Annotated in this window: 16 protein-coding genes; 10 read left to right on the forward strand and 6 right to left on the reverse strand. The window is 58.0% G+C overall.

Annotated features, from left to right (window positions below):
- Nucleotides 1–82 precede the first annotated feature (82 nt).
- Nucleotides 83–739 carry a DUF6946 family protein gene (locus E2L05_RS01160; protein ID WP_133341060.1) on the forward strand — a complete coding sequence of 219 codons (657 nt, stop codon included), beginning with the start codon at nucleotides 83–85 and terminating at the stop codon, nucleotides 737–739.
- Between the two features lie 105 nt (nucleotides 740–844).
- Here E2L05_RS01160 and E2L05_RS01165 read toward each other — a convergent pair whose 3' ends face one another.
- From E2L05_RS01165 to pyrC, 3 genes are all read right to left on the reverse strand, one after another.
- Nucleotides 845–2,344 carry a replicative DNA helicase gene (locus E2L05_RS01165; protein WP_133341061.1) on the reverse strand — a complete coding sequence of 500 codons (1,500 nt, stop codon included), beginning with the start codon at nucleotides 2,342–2,344 and terminating at the stop codon, nucleotides 845–847.
- A gap of 163 nt (nucleotides 2,345–2,507) precedes the next feature.
- Nucleotides 2,508–3,182, reverse strand: a complete 675-nt coding sequence (locus tag E2L05_RS01170) for an orotate phosphoribosyltransferase (protein WP_133341062.1) — start codon at nucleotides 3,180–3,182, stop codon at nucleotides 2,508–2,510.
- Nucleotides 3,179–4,231, reverse strand: coding sequence for a dihydroorotase (gene pyrC / locus E2L05_RS01175; protein WP_133341171.1), 1,053 nt, complete (start codon nucleotides 4,229–4,231; stop codon nucleotides 3,179–3,181). Before pyrC ends, E2L05_RS01170 begins: the two co-directional genes overlap by 4 nt.
- Before the next feature lie 160 nt (nucleotides 4,232–4,391).
- On the opposite strand from pyrC, the gene E2L05_RS01180 reads away from it, so the two are divergent.
- From E2L05_RS01180 to lipA, 9 genes are all read left to right on the forward strand, one after another.
- Nucleotides 4,392–5,246 carry an urease accessory protein UreD gene (locus E2L05_RS01180; RefSeq protein ID WP_133341063.1) on the forward strand — a complete coding sequence of 285 codons (855 nt, stop codon included), beginning with the start codon at nucleotides 4,392–4,394 and terminating at the stop codon, nucleotides 5,244–5,246.
- 18 nt (nucleotides 5,247–5,264) lie between these two features.
- Complete coding sequence (locus tag E2L05_RS01185) at nucleotides 5,265–5,567, forward strand: urease subunit gamma (RefSeq protein WP_133341064.1); 303 nt, start codon at nucleotides 5,265–5,267, stop codon at nucleotides 5,565–5,567.
- Nucleotides 5,568–5,753: 186 nt separating this feature from the next.
- On the forward strand, nucleotides 5,754–6,062 hold the full coding sequence (locus E2L05_RS01190; protein WP_133341065.1) for an urease subunit beta: 309 nt from the start codon (nucleotides 5,754–5,756) through the stop codon (nucleotides 6,060–6,062).
- Nucleotides 6,063–6,120: 58 nt separating this feature from the next.
- The gene (locus E2L05_RS01195; protein ID WP_133341066.1) at nucleotides 6,121–6,900 is read left to right on the forward strand and encodes a transcriptional regulator; all 780 of its coding nucleotides are present in this window, start codon (nucleotides 6,121–6,123) and stop codon (nucleotides 6,898–6,900) included.
- 104 nt (nucleotides 6,901–7,004) lie between these two features.
- A complete protein-coding gene (locus E2L05_RS01200) occupies nucleotides 7,005–7,361 on the forward strand; it encodes an antifreeze protein (protein ID WP_243721826.1) in 357 nt (118 codons plus the stop codon).
- 101 nt (nucleotides 7,362–7,462) lie between these two features.
- Nucleotides 7,463–9,172: an urease subunit alpha gene (gene ureC / locus E2L05_RS01205; protein WP_133341067.1), complete on the forward strand. Its 1,710-nt coding sequence runs from the start codon at nucleotides 7,463–7,465 to the stop codon at nucleotides 9,170–9,172.
- 131 nt (nucleotides 9,173–9,303) lie between these two features.
- Nucleotides 9,304–9,954: a VPLPA-CTERM sorting domain-containing protein gene (locus E2L05_RS01210; protein ID WP_133341068.1), complete on the forward strand. Its 651-nt coding sequence runs from the start codon at nucleotides 9,304–9,306 to the stop codon at nucleotides 9,952–9,954.
- A gap of 246 nt (nucleotides 9,955–10,200) precedes the next feature.
- Nucleotides 10,201–10,467, forward strand: coding sequence for a hypothetical protein (locus E2L05_RS01215; RefSeq protein WP_133341069.1), 267 nt, complete (start codon nucleotides 10,201–10,203; stop codon nucleotides 10,465–10,467).
- A gap of 112 nt (nucleotides 10,468–10,579) precedes the next feature.
- Nucleotides 10,580–11,530, forward strand: a complete 951-nt coding sequence (gene lipA / locus E2L05_RS01220) for a lipoyl synthase (protein WP_133341070.1) — start codon at nucleotides 10,580–10,582, stop codon at nucleotides 11,528–11,530.
- A gap of 32 nt (nucleotides 11,531–11,562) precedes the next feature.
- Here the strand turns inward: lipA and E2L05_RS01225 are convergent, their stop codons facing one another.
- From E2L05_RS01225 to hpt, 3 genes are all read right to left on the reverse strand, one after another.
- Nucleotides 11,563–12,456, reverse strand: a complete 894-nt coding sequence (locus tag E2L05_RS01225; protein WP_341776721.1) for a cytochrome c — start codon at nucleotides 12,454–12,456, stop codon at nucleotides 11,563–11,565.
- 34 nt (nucleotides 12,457–12,490) lie between these two features.
- Nucleotides 12,491–12,952 (reverse strand): c-type cytochrome, encoded by a 462-nt coding sequence (locus E2L05_RS01230; RefSeq protein ID WP_133341071.1) that lies wholly within the window; start codon nucleotides 12,950–12,952, stop codon nucleotides 12,491–12,493.
- Between the two features lie 90 nt (nucleotides 12,953–13,042).
- Nucleotides 13,043–13,582 (reverse strand): hypoxanthine phosphoribosyltransferase, encoded by a 540-nt coding sequence (gene hpt, locus E2L05_RS01235; protein ID WP_133341072.1) that lies wholly within the window; start codon nucleotides 13,580–13,582, stop codon nucleotides 13,043–13,045.
- Nucleotides 13,583–13,637 lie beyond the last annotated feature (55 nt).

Genomic DNA, 13,637 nt, shown 5'->3' on the forward strand with positions numbered 1-13,637 from the left:
CTCCTATCCTGTTAACGCGCAATTTCGATAAAATAATGGGATTTTTGTGTCGTTGGCCGCATTTGGTGAAAGGCTTTAAGGTATGAGTAAAATTCTCGTTCCATCAACTGGAGCCGACGATTGGCGGCGCTTTCTGGCGGATCCCGGAATACAGTGGAAACGGGGCTATTCGGCAATGGCGGCTGCGCTGTCCTGGGAAGCGGCCAACGGCGTTCCACGCGAGATCGCAGATCTTCTGGATAATCCGGTAGAACTTTTGATCGCTATTCCAGAGCACAAGGTGCGATTGCCTGGCGGCGGGCGTGAAAGCCAATGCGATGTGTTCGCTTTGATCCGAAGTGCCGATGAAACCACGGCCATTGCCGTCGAAGCCAAAGTAAATGAACCTTTTGGCCCGACGGTCGGCGAGTGGTTGGTGGGCGCGAGCGAAGGAAAGATCAAACGGCTGAAGTTTATATGTGACCTTCTGGGGCTGAAAAAGGAGCCGTGTGACGAGTTGCGCTATCAACTTCTGCATCGAACCGCTGCTGCTATTATTGAAGCAAACCGCTTTAAGACAGACCGGGCCGCAATGATTGTTCACTCATTCTCTCAATCACATAAATGGTTCGACGACTTCGCGCTCTTTACCTCACATTTCGGATGTGAAGCCGTTCCCGGTGTGGCCTCAAGCTGTGTTTTGCCTTCCGGAACACCGCTGATCCTTGGTTGGGCGGTGGGATCCAGTGAATTCTTGTGACAGGCGCTTACTGATCAGATCTTGCATCAATTTAAACGATGCTGGCTCTCAATTTTATCGGTAACCAAGCGTGGAAGACTCTTCGCCAAGTCATACGGGTTGGCGCTAAAACCCCTCACCACTCCCACCAGCCTGCCATGGCTTGATCAGGTTCCCGAACCGGGTGAAGCGGCCCTCAAAGCTCAGGTCGACCGAACCGATTGGCCCGTGGCGTTGCTTGCCGATGACGACCTCGGCTTTGCCGTGCACGCGCTCCATCGCTTCTTGCCACTTGGCCATTTCTTCCAGCTTTTCGTCGCCGGGCTTTTCGCGCTCTTTGTAGTATTCCTCGCGGTAGACGAACATCACCACGTCCGCATCCTGTTCGATTGACCCGGACTCGCGCAGGTCCGACAATTGCGGGCGTTTGTCTTCGCGATTTTCAACCTGACGCGACAACTGCGACAGGGCGACGACCGGAATGTCGAGCTCCTTGGCGATGGCTTTCAGGCCTTGGGTAATCTCGGACACTTCGTTTACGCGGCTGTCTTTGGCCGTCGCCGGGCGCACAAGCTGCAGGTAATCGACGAAAAGCGCGTCCAGCCCATGGGTGCGTTTCAGCCGACGGGCGCGCGCGGCAAGCTGGCTGATGGGCAGGGCGGGCGTGTCATCGATGAAGAGCGGGCAGGCTTCCAGCGTCTTTGCAGCTTCGACAAAGCGGCGGAACTCGGCCTCGGTCATGTCGCCGCGCCGGATCTGTTCACTGGGCACTTCGGCGGCTTCGGACAGAACCCGCGCCGCCAACTGCTCTGACGACATTTCGAGAGAAAAGAACCCGACCACACCGCCATTGACCGTGCCTTCGGTCCCATCCGGGCGCCGACCCTTTTGATAGGTCTTGGCGATGTTGAACGCGATGTTCGTCGCCAGCGACGTCTTCCCCATCGACGGACGGCCCGCCAGAATAAGAAGGTCGGATTTGTGCAATCCGCCCAGTTTTTTGTCGAGATCATCAAGCCCGGTGGACACGCCCGCCAGCCCGCCATCCCGCTGGTAGGCGGCGTTGGCCACGTTCACAGCATCCGTGACAGCAGACAGGAAAGACTGGAACCCCTGATTGGTTTGTCCGTTTTCCCCTAGCAGATACAGTTGCTGCTCGGCAGCGACGATCTGATCGCGCGGATCGCTGTCGGCGGTGACGGCGTTTGCCTTGGCCTCAATGTCGCGGCCCAGTTCGATCAGTTGGCGGCGCAGGGCGAGATCGCGGATGATCTGTGCATAGTCCTTGGCGGCGAAGGTCGAAATCGCGGCCCCGGCGAGGCGCACCAGATAGGCAGGCCCGCCCAGTTCCTTGAGGCCCTCGTCGTCGGCAAGATAGTTGGCAAGCGTGACAGGGGTGACAAGCGCGTTCTTAGAGATGCGCGTGACCGCCGTTTCATAAATGCGCCGATGGACCGGATCGAAAAAGTGGGGCGGCTGGATGATTTGCGCAATCCGGTCATAGATCTGGTCATTGGTCAGAAGCGCGCCCAGAAGCTGCTGCTCGGCTTCGATGGAATGGGGCAGGGTGCCTGCCATCGATTCCGCTTCTGGCTGTGCCGGTGCGACGCCTGCGATCTGGTTCATGCCTGCTCCCTCGGTCGTTTGTTATTGTCTGTGCTCAGTCTGCCTAAACCTCTGCGGCCGCGCAGGCAAAGTGTATAAAGCTGTGGATGACCTGTGGATATGCTTTATGTTGCGGCAGAGTCTCCCCCGCCGTCAACATCTGGGCAAAGTCCGAAAGAAAAAATCAGGCGCGGGCGGCCTGCCATGCGCGCGGATCGTTGAGGAAAGATTCAACTTCGGCCAAGGTTTCATCATCGAAACTTCCCGCAGCGCGGGCTTCGGCCAGAACATCGTGCCAAGTGCAAAGGTGGTGCAATTGCACGCCGTGATCGCCGAGTGTTTTTTCGGTTTCCGGGAAAATCCCGTAGTAAAAGATCACGGCAGTGTGGTGACAGGTTGCCCCGGTCTCTCGGATCGCATCCACAAAGCTGATCTTGGACCCACCATCGGTTGTCAGGTCCTCAACCAACAGAACGCGCTCGCCTTCGGTCATGGCGCCTTCGATCCGGGCATTGCGGCCATAGCCTTTGGGTTTCTTGCGCACATAGGTCATGGGAAGGGCCATGCGTTCTGCAACGAGCGCGGCGAACGGGATGCCCGCCGTCTCGCCGCCAGCGATGTTGTCAAACGCCTCAAACCCTGCATCGCGCATCACGGTGATGGTCAGAAAATCCATCAAGGTGGAGCGGATGCGCGGGAAGCTGATGAGCTTGCGGCAGTCGATATAGGTTGGTCCCGGAAGGCCCGACGCATAGATATACGGCTCGCGCGAGTTGAAATGCACCGCGCCGATTTCCAGCAGCATCCGCGCGGAAAGGCGGGCGATTTCGGCTTTGTCTGGGAAACTGGTGGGGATCATGATGTCGGCCCTTCTACGCGCCAATGGAGTGGAAAGCCGGGGTCAAACACCGTGACGGGGCCCTCGGCTGTGTCAATTGTGGCGGGGTAAGTGACCGGGTCGCCCTTGGTCAGCGTCACGGTCGCCTCGTTGGCCGGTAGTTTGTAAAATGACGGCCCGTTCAGTGACGTGAAACCTTCCAGCTTGTCCAGCGCGCCCGCCTTTTCGAACACTTCGGCAAGGCAGGACAGCGTGTTGGTGGCCGTGAAGCACCCTGCGCAGCCACACGGTTGCAACTTGGCCGCGTCAAGGTGCGGCGCGCTGTCTGTACCAAGGAAGAAACGCGGATCGCCTGACGTTGCAGCGGCAATGAGTGCATCGCGGTGGCTGGCGCGTTTTGCGACCGGCAAGCAATAGTAGTGCGGTTTGATCCCACCAACGAGAATGTGGTTGCGATCAATTATCAAGTGGTGGGTCGTGATCGTCGCGCCCATAGTGCCTTCGGGCTGGGACTTCACATAGTCGACGCCCTGCGCGGTGGTCACGTGTTCCAGCACGGTGCGCAGCTTTGGCAAGCGTTCGCGCAGCGGGGCCAGAACGGTGTCTATGAATACGGCCTCGCGGTCGAAAATGTCCACGTCCGGGTCTGTTACTTCGCCATGCAGACAAAGGGGAAGGCCGATCAGCGCCATGGTTTCAAGCACCCGCATGACCTTGTCGAGATCGCGCACCCCAGAGGCGGAGTTGGTCGTTGCGCCTGCTGGATAAAGCTTCACCGCCGTGATCAAACCGATTTCAGCCGCGGCGCGGACATCTTTGGCGTCGGTGGTTTCTGTCAGATACAGTGTCATCAGCGGCTTGAACGGATTGTTCAGCGGCTTGGCGGCCATGATCCGGTCGCGGTAGTCGGCGGCATCGGCCGCTGTGACGACGGGCGGCACGAGGTTTGGCATGATGATGGCGCGGCCAAAATGGCGCGCGGTTTCTGGCAACACGGCACGCAGCATATCGCCGTCGCGCAAGTGGAGGTGCCAGTCGTCGGGCTGGCGCAGGGTCAGTCTGTCTGTCATGCCGCTGGCGATACAGAAATTGGCAGCGTCTGACCAGACCGGCGATGCATCTGCTGCGTGCTTAAAAATGCGGCGCTGTGCGACATGCAGTGGGTGAAAATCCACCGGGCAGGTCTGTTGCCCGTTGTCCCGCCCTGCAAGCCGCGGCTAGGGTCGGGGCATGAATGACCTTTCCCGACTGACAGCAACCACTGCGACACCTGCGGTGCACCAGCGCACGCGCGGGCTGGCTCAAGTTGGCCTTGAACGTGGCGGCCCGCGCGGTGTTCGGCTGACCCGGCTGTACCAGCGCGGCTCCGCCAAAGTGTTCCTGCCGCAGATTTACCGGGATCGCCCTGAAATCGTGTTCCTGAACACCGCGGGCGGCCTGACCGGCGGGGATGACATGCAGTTTGACCTGACACTTGGCGAAGGTGTTGCGGCGGTGGCGACGACCCAGACCGCCGAACGCGCTTATGAGAGCCTTGGCGATCCGGCCCGAATGAACGTGAACCTGAAGGTCGGATCTGGCGGGGTGCTGCATTGGTTGCCACAGGAAACGATTCTGTTTGACCGATCTACCTTGTCGCGGCGAACGGTTGCAGACCTTGAGGGCGATTCTGAGCTTGTGATGTGCGAAACGCTTGTGCTGGGACGCGCGGCCATGGGCGAAAAGCTGACCGACCTGAGGTGCCACGATTGGCGCGAAGTGCGCCGCGATGGCCGACCAGTTTTGCTTGAGCCATTTGAGTTGTGCACCGACGCGCTCAGAGAACGGGCAAACCCGGCATTGCTCGGCGGCGCGGTGGCTGTAGCGAGCCTTGCTCTTTTGACGTCCGGCGCGCAGGATCGCTTGGGGTTGGTGCGTGCGACTTTGGCTGACTTGCCGCCTTCGGTGCGGGCGGCGGCATCGGGATGGAATGACAAACTTGTGGTGCGGGCGCTGTCCAGCGATGCCCATGCACTGCGAAAAATGGTGGCCGCTACGCTTGGCGTGCTGACCGGTGCGGCGTTGCCGCGCGTGTGGGCGATTTAGAACAGGAAGAAAACGCGGATGAATCTGACACCCCGTGAAAAAGACAAGCTGCTGGTGAGCATGGCGGCAATGGTTGCAAAAGGTCGCCTGTCGCGCGGCGTGAAGCTGAACCACCCCGAAGCGATTGCATTGATCACCGACTTCGTTGTCGAGGGCGCGCGCGACGGGCGAAGCGTTGCCGATCTGATGTCAGCAGGAGCAGAGGTGGTCACGGCCGAGCAATGCATGCCGGGCATTCCAGAGATGATTCATGACGTTCAGGTCGAAGCGACGTTCCCTGACGGCACAAAGTTGGTCACAGTGCATCACCCGATCCGCTGACCCGGTGGGCTTTTATGATCACAATATTTGCGACTTGCCTGCTTCTAGGGCGTTTTGCCTTGCTTTTTGGCAGTGCAGCATAGTACCGCGCAGGTGCAGCAATTTGACTGCCGTTGGGGCAGGGCAACCTTGTTCGGGCGGTGGCCTTGTGAAACCGTCCCAGACAACAATCAGGAGGACGACCCGATGATACCAGGTGAAATTCTAACCGCGCCCGGTGCCATTGTTCTGAACGATGGGGCCGAAGTTCTGACCCTGACCGTCGCCAATACCGGGGATCGTCCGGTTCAGGTGGGAAGTCATTATCATTTCGCCGAGACCAATGGCGCTTTGGACTTCGACCGCGCAGCGGCTAAGGGCTTTCGGTTGGATATTGCTGCCGGGACAGCCGTGAGATTCGAGCCGGGTCAATCGCGGGACGTGACGCTTGTGCCTTATTCCGGAGCACGCCGGGTGTTTGGGTTCAATCAGACCGTCATGGGGGACCTTGACTGATCCTCCCCGGCATTTGCGGCCCACAGTGCCGCGCCAAAGAACTCTGGAGATGACGACTATGATGAAGACGCCGATGGATTATTGGAAGAATGGTGTGGACCTTTGGTTCCGCACGGCCGAAGCCCAGATGGAATTTGGGTTCCAAATGGTCAAAATGATGCCCAGCTGGGATGTGGCACTGAAGTCTGCGCGTGGTGTGCGCGACGACAAAGTCACCCTGAAAGCAACAACGTCGCGTGCCGCTCTGCGCGCGGTTCCCAAGCCTGTAGAACCCAAAGCTGCGACGCCGCGAAAGGCACCTGCAAAGCCCGCGGCCGTGAAACAGGCCAAAGCACCTGCGGCTGCAAAAGCCGCCCCGGCAGCAGCGCCCAAGGCCGCAGCCGTCGTGAACGCGTCCCCTGTTTCCGCGCCGAAGGAAGACGTTGCACCAGCCAAGACTGCTTCGAAGCCGACACCGGCGAAGCCTGCCGCCGCTAAACCCGCAGCCGCCAAAGCAGAGCCCGCAAAAGCGAAGCCAGCTCAAGCTGCAACGCCAGCCAAACCAGCGCCTAAACCGGCGGCACCCAAGGCAGTGAGCGCGGACACGGCAAAACCTGCCGCTATTCCGGCGGCCACCAAACCGGCCCCGCGTGTGCGCAAAGCGTCTACCACAGCTGCAAAAGCTCCAACCAAAGCTGCTGCCAAGCCAACCGCCCCGAAAGCGGCGCCCGCAGCAACAAAAAGCGCCACCACCACAGCTGACGTTTCGGCCGCTGCGGCACCACGAAGCCGTCGCCGCCGTGCCCCGGCCACCTTAGGAATGCCGCCGAAAACTGATGAGCCCTCTGCCAAATCCTGAGCTCGCGTTAACGTTGGGATAAATGCCGCAGTGCAGCATTGCAAAAATCCTAGTATACCTGAATACTGAAGCGTCTATCCCGTTTCAGTACTCAGGAGCATTTCATGCCCGCTAAAAAGTCTTTCGACCCGTTCAACCTCGATTTGATGAATATGGCCACGCCAATTCAGACGTGGCAGGCGGGTGTGCAATTGGCCACAATGCTAGCCGAGGCACAAATGGTGGTCACCTTGCGCGTTCTTGGCCAACTTGGCCTATGGTCGGTCACAGCCGGTGAAAACGAACGCATGGTTTCCGAAAAGCCCGAAGCCTTTTTGAAATCGGCGAATGCAGTTATTTCAGCAGTGCATGCCGGAAAGCGCCCTGATCAGGTTCTGTCTGCGGCGGTCACGCCTTTGGGGCGCAAGACGCGATCCAACATGCATCGTCTGGCAAAGCGCGGCCCCGGATTGCCCAAATGATAGGCACTGATACGGTGAAGCGGCGCTGATCCCTTGCCCATGGGCGAAGTTCCGGCAAAGGTTGCGGTCACATAAACTGCACCGTCCCGAGGATGCCGCCGATGCCCGCAACGATTTCCCGCGCCACTTATGCCGACATGTATGGCCCGACAACGGGTGACAGGGTACGGCTTGCCGACACAGAACTGTTCATCGAGGTCGAGCGCGATCTCACAACGTATGGTGAAGAGGTTAAGTTTGGCGGCGGCAAAGTCATTCGCGACGGTATGGGGCAAAGTCAGGTCACACGCGCCGATGGCGCAGTTGACACTGTTATTACGAACGCGCTGATTGTCGACGTTTCGGGGATCTACAAGGCCGATGTGGGTCTAAAGGGTGGGCGTATCGCGGCGATTGGCAAGGCCGGTAACCCCGATACACAGCCGGGTGTCGATATCGTCGTTGGTCCGGGCACCGAAATTATCGCAGGGGAAGGACGTATTCTTACCCCAGGCGGGTTTGACAGCCACATTCACTTCATTTGCCCGCAGCAGATCGACGACGCTTTGCATTCTGGCCTTACAACCATGTTGGGCGGCGGCACCGGTCCTGCGCACGGGACCTTGGCGACAACGTGCACTCCGGGGCCGTGGCACATGGGCCGTATGCTTCAGGCAGCGGATGCCTTTCCGATGAATTTGGCCTTCGCGGGCAAGGGCAACGCATCTCTGCCAGGGGCGTTGGTCGAGCAGATCGAGGCCGGGGCCTGTGCGATGAAGTTGCACGAAGATTGGGGCACCACACCGGGAGCTATAGATTGCTGCTTGTCTGTTGCGGACGACATGGATGTTCAGGTGATGATCCATACCGACACGTTGAACGAATCTGGCTTCGTTGAAAACACGCTGGATGCCATCAAGGGCCGAACGATTCACGCATTTCATACCGAAGGGGCAGGCGGCGGGCATGCGCCCGACATCATCAAAGTGTGCGGCTCGTCGAACGTCATCCCGTCTTCGACGAACCCGACGCGGCCCTTCACGGTAAACACGCTGGAAGAGCATCTGGATATGCTCATGGTGTGTCACCACCTCGACAAATCTATCCCCGAAGATGTGGCTTTTGCCGAAAGCCGGATCCGCCGCGAGACGATTGCCGCAGAAGATATTCTTCACGACATGGGCGCGTTTTCAATCATTGCCTCTGACAGTCAGGCAATGGGACGGGTTGGCGAGGTGATTATTCGCACGTGGCAAACCGCCCACAAGATGAAAGTGCAGCGTGGCCGACTCAGCGATGAGAGTGGCGAAAACGATAATGTCCGCGTTAAACGGTACATTGCGAAATACACCATCAACCCCGCGGTTGCTCATGGGATCAGCCATGAAATCGGGTCCATCGCAGTCGGTAAACGCGCGGACCTTGTGCTGTGGTCGCCTGCCTTCTTTGGGGTGAAGCCTGAAATGGTTTTGCTTGGCGGGACAATCGCCTGTGCACAAATGGGCGACCCCAACGCATCCATTCCAACACCGCAGCCGGTTTATACGCGCCCGATGTTCGGTGCTTTTGGTCGATCACTTGAAGCATCCTCAGTGACGTTTGTCAGCGCGGCAGCGCAAGCGGCGGGAATCGGCAATAGCCTTGGTTTGCGCAAACAGACAGCCGAAGTGCGAGGCACACGCGGGATTGGAAAAGCCGATATGGTCATGAATGATGCAACGCCCGAGATTGAAGTAAATCCCGAGACCTATGAAGTCAGAGCCAATGGCGAGCTTTTGACCTGTGAGCCAGCCGCAGAACTGCCTATGGCGCAACGGTATTTCCTGTTTTGATCTCGTTTGGGGGCGTCAAGGTTTCGGCGTCGTTAAAGATGACCCGAAAGTCATTAAGGATGTATTCAACCATTCATTGAGAGCGAAGGTATGAGGGGCCTATACGGAAGACACCAAAAGGAGTTTTCCGTATGTTTTTGACCAAGTCCCTCAAAGCCGCCGCTCTCGCGTCGGTCGTTATTGCAGCCCCAATTGCCGCCAAAGCCGCCAGCTATGTCGGTGAATTCTGGGATGCGTCCTCGTCCTTCAGCACGATCGCAGAGGCAAATGCCTTTGCTGATTCAAACACTGCAAGCGGCACATTCGTATCGACCGCCATCGACTATCCAGCGGGCAGCGTCGGTTCCGTTTCCGACAGCACATCGCTTGAGGATTTCCTGGGCGTTGATTTCGCAAGCTATGTCGGGACGTTGCCAACGTCGCTTTCGACCAGTGTTCTGCGCGTCTCCGGTACTTTTCTTCCCGGTGCAGGTCTCAAGACCTATTCGGTTGGGTCGGATGACGGCTTCTCGCTGATGCTGAATGGAACACAGATTTCCAGCCGGAGCGCGCCGCGCGGCTTTGGATACACCGCCGTTGACTATGATGCTGGCGCAGGTCCTGTCGACTTCGTGCTCACCTACTACGAAAACGGTGGTTTCACCGGCGTCGAGTTCAATATCGACGGCGTCGTCGTAGACAACAGCATCGCAGCCGCTTCTGTTCCGGTTCCTGCAGCTCTGCCCTTGCTTGCTGCTGGGCTTGGCGCGTTGGGTCTTTGGGGTCGTCGCAAGTCAGCGTGATCCTAGCGTGTTCATAGAACACGTTTGAGATTTTCCAAGTATTCTCGTTGATGAGTGCAACGCCGCCGGGACCTCCCCGGCGGCGATTTCTTGTGCGCTATGCGTGCGGCAGCCTCGCCAAGCGTGCTTTATGAACCTCACTTTGAAGCTGGATTGATTGGTAAAGCCGGGGTTTTCTGTTTGGTGACATTCTTCCGCTAGTCTTACCGTCGGAGGGGGACCCAACCGATCAGGAAAGGTTTCCACATGTCTGACACTACCCACCTCAACATCGCCTTCGTCCCTGCGATTGAAAACGAAATAGATCAGTTTCTTGCGAGTGTTGGCTTCGGGTTCAACCCGAGCCACATGCGTAAATTCGCTCGGCGTGACGCACTGCGTCTCAGCGCGAAGACCGATGCAGAACTTGCGCAATTGGGCATTACCCGGGCAGATATCCCCGCTTTTGTCTTGCGGCACAAATTGCCGGGATATGCACCGATCTTGCGGCGACGAGCTTTGGTGGGGGACTGAAGTGTCCACGCAGCGCCCCTTGGTTATGTGACAGGTCGTCGGCTGCCATGCGGATTTGGCACAGGACAAATACCCTTTGCCGGACTATAACGTCGGGCAGAGGAGACCCAGAATGCGCGATCTGAAAATTCCGGAGCAGCGACACCCGGAGAAAGCCCACCGTCCGGTGAACCCGCAGCCCAAGAAACCATCGTGGATCCGCGTGAAAGCGCCGGTGTCTGATGGTTACAAAAAGACTGCCGCGATCATGCGTGAACACAAGCTGACGACGGTATGTGAAGAGGCGGGTTGCCCCAACGCGGGTGAATGCTGGTCACAAGGTCATGCCACCATGATGATCATGGGCGAGATCTGCACACGCGGCTGTACTTTTTGCAACGTCGCTACTGGTCGGCCCGACACACTAGACGTGTTTGAACCCGGCCGTGTTGCGGATGCGGTTCAAAAGTTGGGGTTGAAGCATGTCGTAATCACGTCCGTTGATCGGGACGATCTGGATGATGGCGGGGCGGATCACTTTGCCCAAACCATTCGGGCGGTCCGTCACCGTAGCCCGGACACGACCATCGAAATTTTGACACCCGACTTTTTGAAATGCGATCCTTCGGCATTGGAAACAGTGGTTGCGGCAAAGCCGGACGTGTTCAATCACAACCTGGAAACCGTTCCCGCGCTGTATCAAGAAGTGCGCCCCGGTGCCCGGTATTTCCATTCGCTCAGGCTGTTGCAGCGGGTTAAAGAGCTTGACCCGTCCATGTTCACTAAATCGGGTATCATGGTCGGCCTCGGTGAAGATCGCGTGCAAGTCTTGCAGGTCATGGATGACATGCGCTCTGCTGGAATCGATTTCCTAACCGTTGGCCAGTATCTGCAGCCGACGCCGCAGCATCACCGCGTAGACAGGTTCATCACACCTGAAGAGTTCGAATCCTATGAGAAGTCTGCCTATAACAAGGGCTTCTTGATGGTTTCTGCGACGCCTCTCACGCGGTCCAGCTATCATGCTGGTGACGATTTTGCCCGCCTGCGCAGCGCGCGTCAGGCGAAATTGGCAAAGGGCTGAGGGCCGTACAACGGCGCGGCCCTTGTGCCGCGTCAATCGGACGAAGGTGCGACGGCGGGCAGTGCCTTGAGGTAGGCTGTGATCGCTTTTCGGTCTTCTTCAGGCAGCTTCGACAGGTTTTGCACCACGCGGGCCATGTGTCCGCCCGCTGAGTCGTAGTCGGGTGTGAAGCCAGTTCCAAGATAATAGGCGATATCTGTGTCCGACCAGTCCAACGCGCCCGGCGTGATGTTTGGGATATTTCCCTTTCCGGTTGGATTGGGGGCACCGCCCATCCAGCGATCTGCGATCAGGCCGCCAAACGCATCACGCGGCGTATGGCATTCCGCGCAATGACTCAGTGCTTCCACGAGATAACGTCCGCGCTCAAGTTCTGGGGTGTCAGCGTCCTGCGTGTGGAAGTCTGACGGAAGGTTCATCCATTTCCAGACTGCGACGCTGCGACGAATCGAGAAAGGAAAACTCAGTTCATGCGATTGGCTTGGCGCGTCTGATGCTGGCAGGGTTTGCATAAAAGCCCAAAGATCTGCGATGTCCTGATCGGTCATATGCGTATAGCTGGGATAGGGGAACGCAGGGTAATAGTGCTGCCCTTGCGGGCTGACACCGTTGCGCAGGGCCGTGGCGAACTCGGCCAAAGTCCAGTTGCCTATCCCGACTGCGGCGTCCGGCGAAATGTTTGGCGCGACGAATGTTCCGAAGTCCGACGGGAAACGTTCGCCGCCCGCAAGGACGGGTGCCGGAGTTTCTTCTGCCTCGGGCGCGACATGACACGATGCACAGCCAGCCGCCCAAAAGATCTGTTCCCCTGCGACCGCATCGCCGGTTTGGATATCCAGATCATCGGCCGACAATTGCTGCCCGCCGGTCAATACCCAAGCTCCGCCTGCGCCAACAACGCACAAGCCAAGAAGCAGGCGCATCATTGGATTATCACCGCGAGATCAGGCGGAAGTATGCTCAACTTGAGGGCTGGCGATGCGCATCATGACATGCCCCACAGGTCTTGCCGACTGCACCGACTGCGGCCCCTAAACCAGCTTGGCCGTCATCTGCGATCTCTTCGAGTTGTTCGGCAGCTTCACCAAACGCAGCCCATTTTGCCAGAAAATCTTCGTTTTCGTCCCAGATTGAGGGCAGGGCGCGGGTTCCTTCAATATCCATGTTCGACGAGTCTTCTAGCCAAAGCGGCGCTTCATGCAATTCTGAAATCATCTCAAGATTCTCGGCGGCCATTTCCGCCATCTCCGCATCATAGGCGATTTCGCCTTTGGCCATGCCGCCCAGTACACCAAGGTTCAATGCCATGATGCGGAACTGCCCCTGACGCGCTTTTACAGCGGCGCTGTAATCCTGCGCAGCGAGCAATCCGGGTGAAATGCCAAATGTGGTGGCGATGACGAGTGCATGTGCAAATTTCATTTGTGAGACTCCTATTTTACCTAAAAGCGTAGCCGGTTTGGATCACCGCACAAGCGCTAAGATGCCAAGAACCCTCACACGATCGTGATATCAGTCTGTAAAGCGCACTTTGCCGATGTGATCCAGATTCCGGTTCTTTTGTGCGTAGTCAATGCCATAGCCAACGACGAACTCGTCCGGAATTTCGAAACCGATCCAGTCGGCCCTGAAATCCACCTCGCGCCGGGCCGGTTTGTCCAACAAAGCAATTGTGCGGAGCGTTGCAGGCGCGCGGGCTTGTAGCAGGGCGATGACATGGCTGAGCGTAAACCCGCTATCAACAAGATCCTCGACCACAAGCACGTGGCGCCCGGCGATTTCCCCCGACAGATCCTTCACGATCCGCACCTCGCGCGACGACACCATGGCGTTGCCGTAACTTGACGCTTCGATAAAATCGACTTCGATGTTCAACTTTAACTCTCGGACAAGATCAGCGATGAAGATAAAAGAGCCACGCAGCAGCCCGGCAACGACAAGTTTGTCCACTCCGGCGTAATGCGTCTCGATTTCGCGGGCGAGGGTTTCAATTCTGGCCGCGATAGACTTGGCCGAGATGAGTTGGTCGATGACATACGGGCGGTCTGACATATCGTCCCCTTGATTTTATGGCGCGACTTTACGATATGAGCGCCCACTGTCTCGC

It is taken from the genome of Meridianimarinicoccus aquatilis (genome assembly GCF_004358675.1).
Classification (GTDB): Bacteria; Pseudomonadota; Alphaproteobacteria; order Rhodobacterales; family Rhodobacteraceae; genus Meridianimarinicoccus; species Meridianimarinicoccus aquatilis.

Excerpts from the sequence above, each read along its gene's own strand:
- E2L05_RS01190 (WP_133341065.1), top strand. The coding sequence starts at position 5,754 with ATGATACCAGGTGAAATTCTAACCGCGCCCGGTGCCATTGTTCTGAAC.
- E2L05_RS01160 (WP_133341060.1), top strand. The coding sequence starts at position 83 with ATGAGTAAAATTCTCGTTCCATCAACTGGAGCCGACGATTGGCGGCGC.
- E2L05_RS01165 (WP_133341061.1), bottom strand. The coding sequence starts at position 2,344 with ATGAACCAGATCGCAGGCGTCGCACCGGCACAGCCAGAAGCGGAATCG.
- E2L05_RS01170 (WP_133341062.1), bottom strand. The coding sequence starts at position 3,182 with ATGATCCCCACCAGTTTCCCAGACAAAGCCGAAATCGCCCGCCTTTCC.
- E2L05_RS01195 (WP_133341066.1), top strand. The coding sequence starts at position 6,121 with ATGATGAAGACGCCGATGGATTATTGGAAGAATGGTGTGGACCTTTGG.
- E2L05_RS01185 (WP_133341064.1), top strand. The coding sequence starts at position 5,265 with ATGAATCTGACACCCCGTGAAAAAGACAAGCTGCTGGTGAGCATGGCG.
- E2L05_RS01210 (WP_133341068.1), top strand. The coding sequence starts at position 9,304 with ATGTTTTTGACCAAGTCCCTCAAAGCCGCCGCTCTCGCGTCGGTCGTT.
- E2L05_RS01200 (WP_243721826.1), top strand. The coding sequence starts at position 7,005 with ATGCCCGCTAAAAAGTCTTTCGACCCGTTCAACCTCGATTTGATGAAT.
- lipA (WP_133341070.1), top strand. The coding sequence starts at position 10,580 with ATGCGCGATCTGAAAATTCCGGAGCAGCGACACCCGGAGAAAGCCCAC.
- ureC (WP_133341067.1), top strand. The coding sequence starts at position 7,463 with ATGCCCGCAACGATTTCCCGCGCCACTTATGCCGACATGTATGGCCCG.
- E2L05_RS01230 (WP_133341071.1), bottom strand. The coding sequence starts at position 12,952 with ATGAAATTTGCACATGCACTCGTCATCGCCACCACATTTGGCATTTCA.
- E2L05_RS01215 (WP_133341069.1), top strand. The coding sequence starts at position 10,201 with ATGTCTGACACTACCCACCTCAACATCGCCTTCGTCCCTGCGATTGAA.
- hpt (WP_133341072.1), bottom strand. The coding sequence starts at position 13,582 with ATGTCAGACCGCCCGTATGTCATCGACCAACTCATCTCGGCCAAGTCT.
- E2L05_RS01180 (WP_133341063.1), top strand. The coding sequence starts at position 4,392 with ATGAATGACCTTTCCCGACTGACAGCAACCACTGCGACACCTGCGGTG.
- E2L05_RS01225 (WP_341776721.1), bottom strand. The coding sequence starts at position 12,456 with ATGATGCGCCTGCTTCTTGGCTTGTGCGTTGTTGGCGCAGGCGGAGCT.
- pyrC (WP_133341171.1), bottom strand. The coding sequence starts at position 4,231 with ATGACAGACAGACTGACCCTGCGCCAGCCCGACGACTGGCACCTCCAC.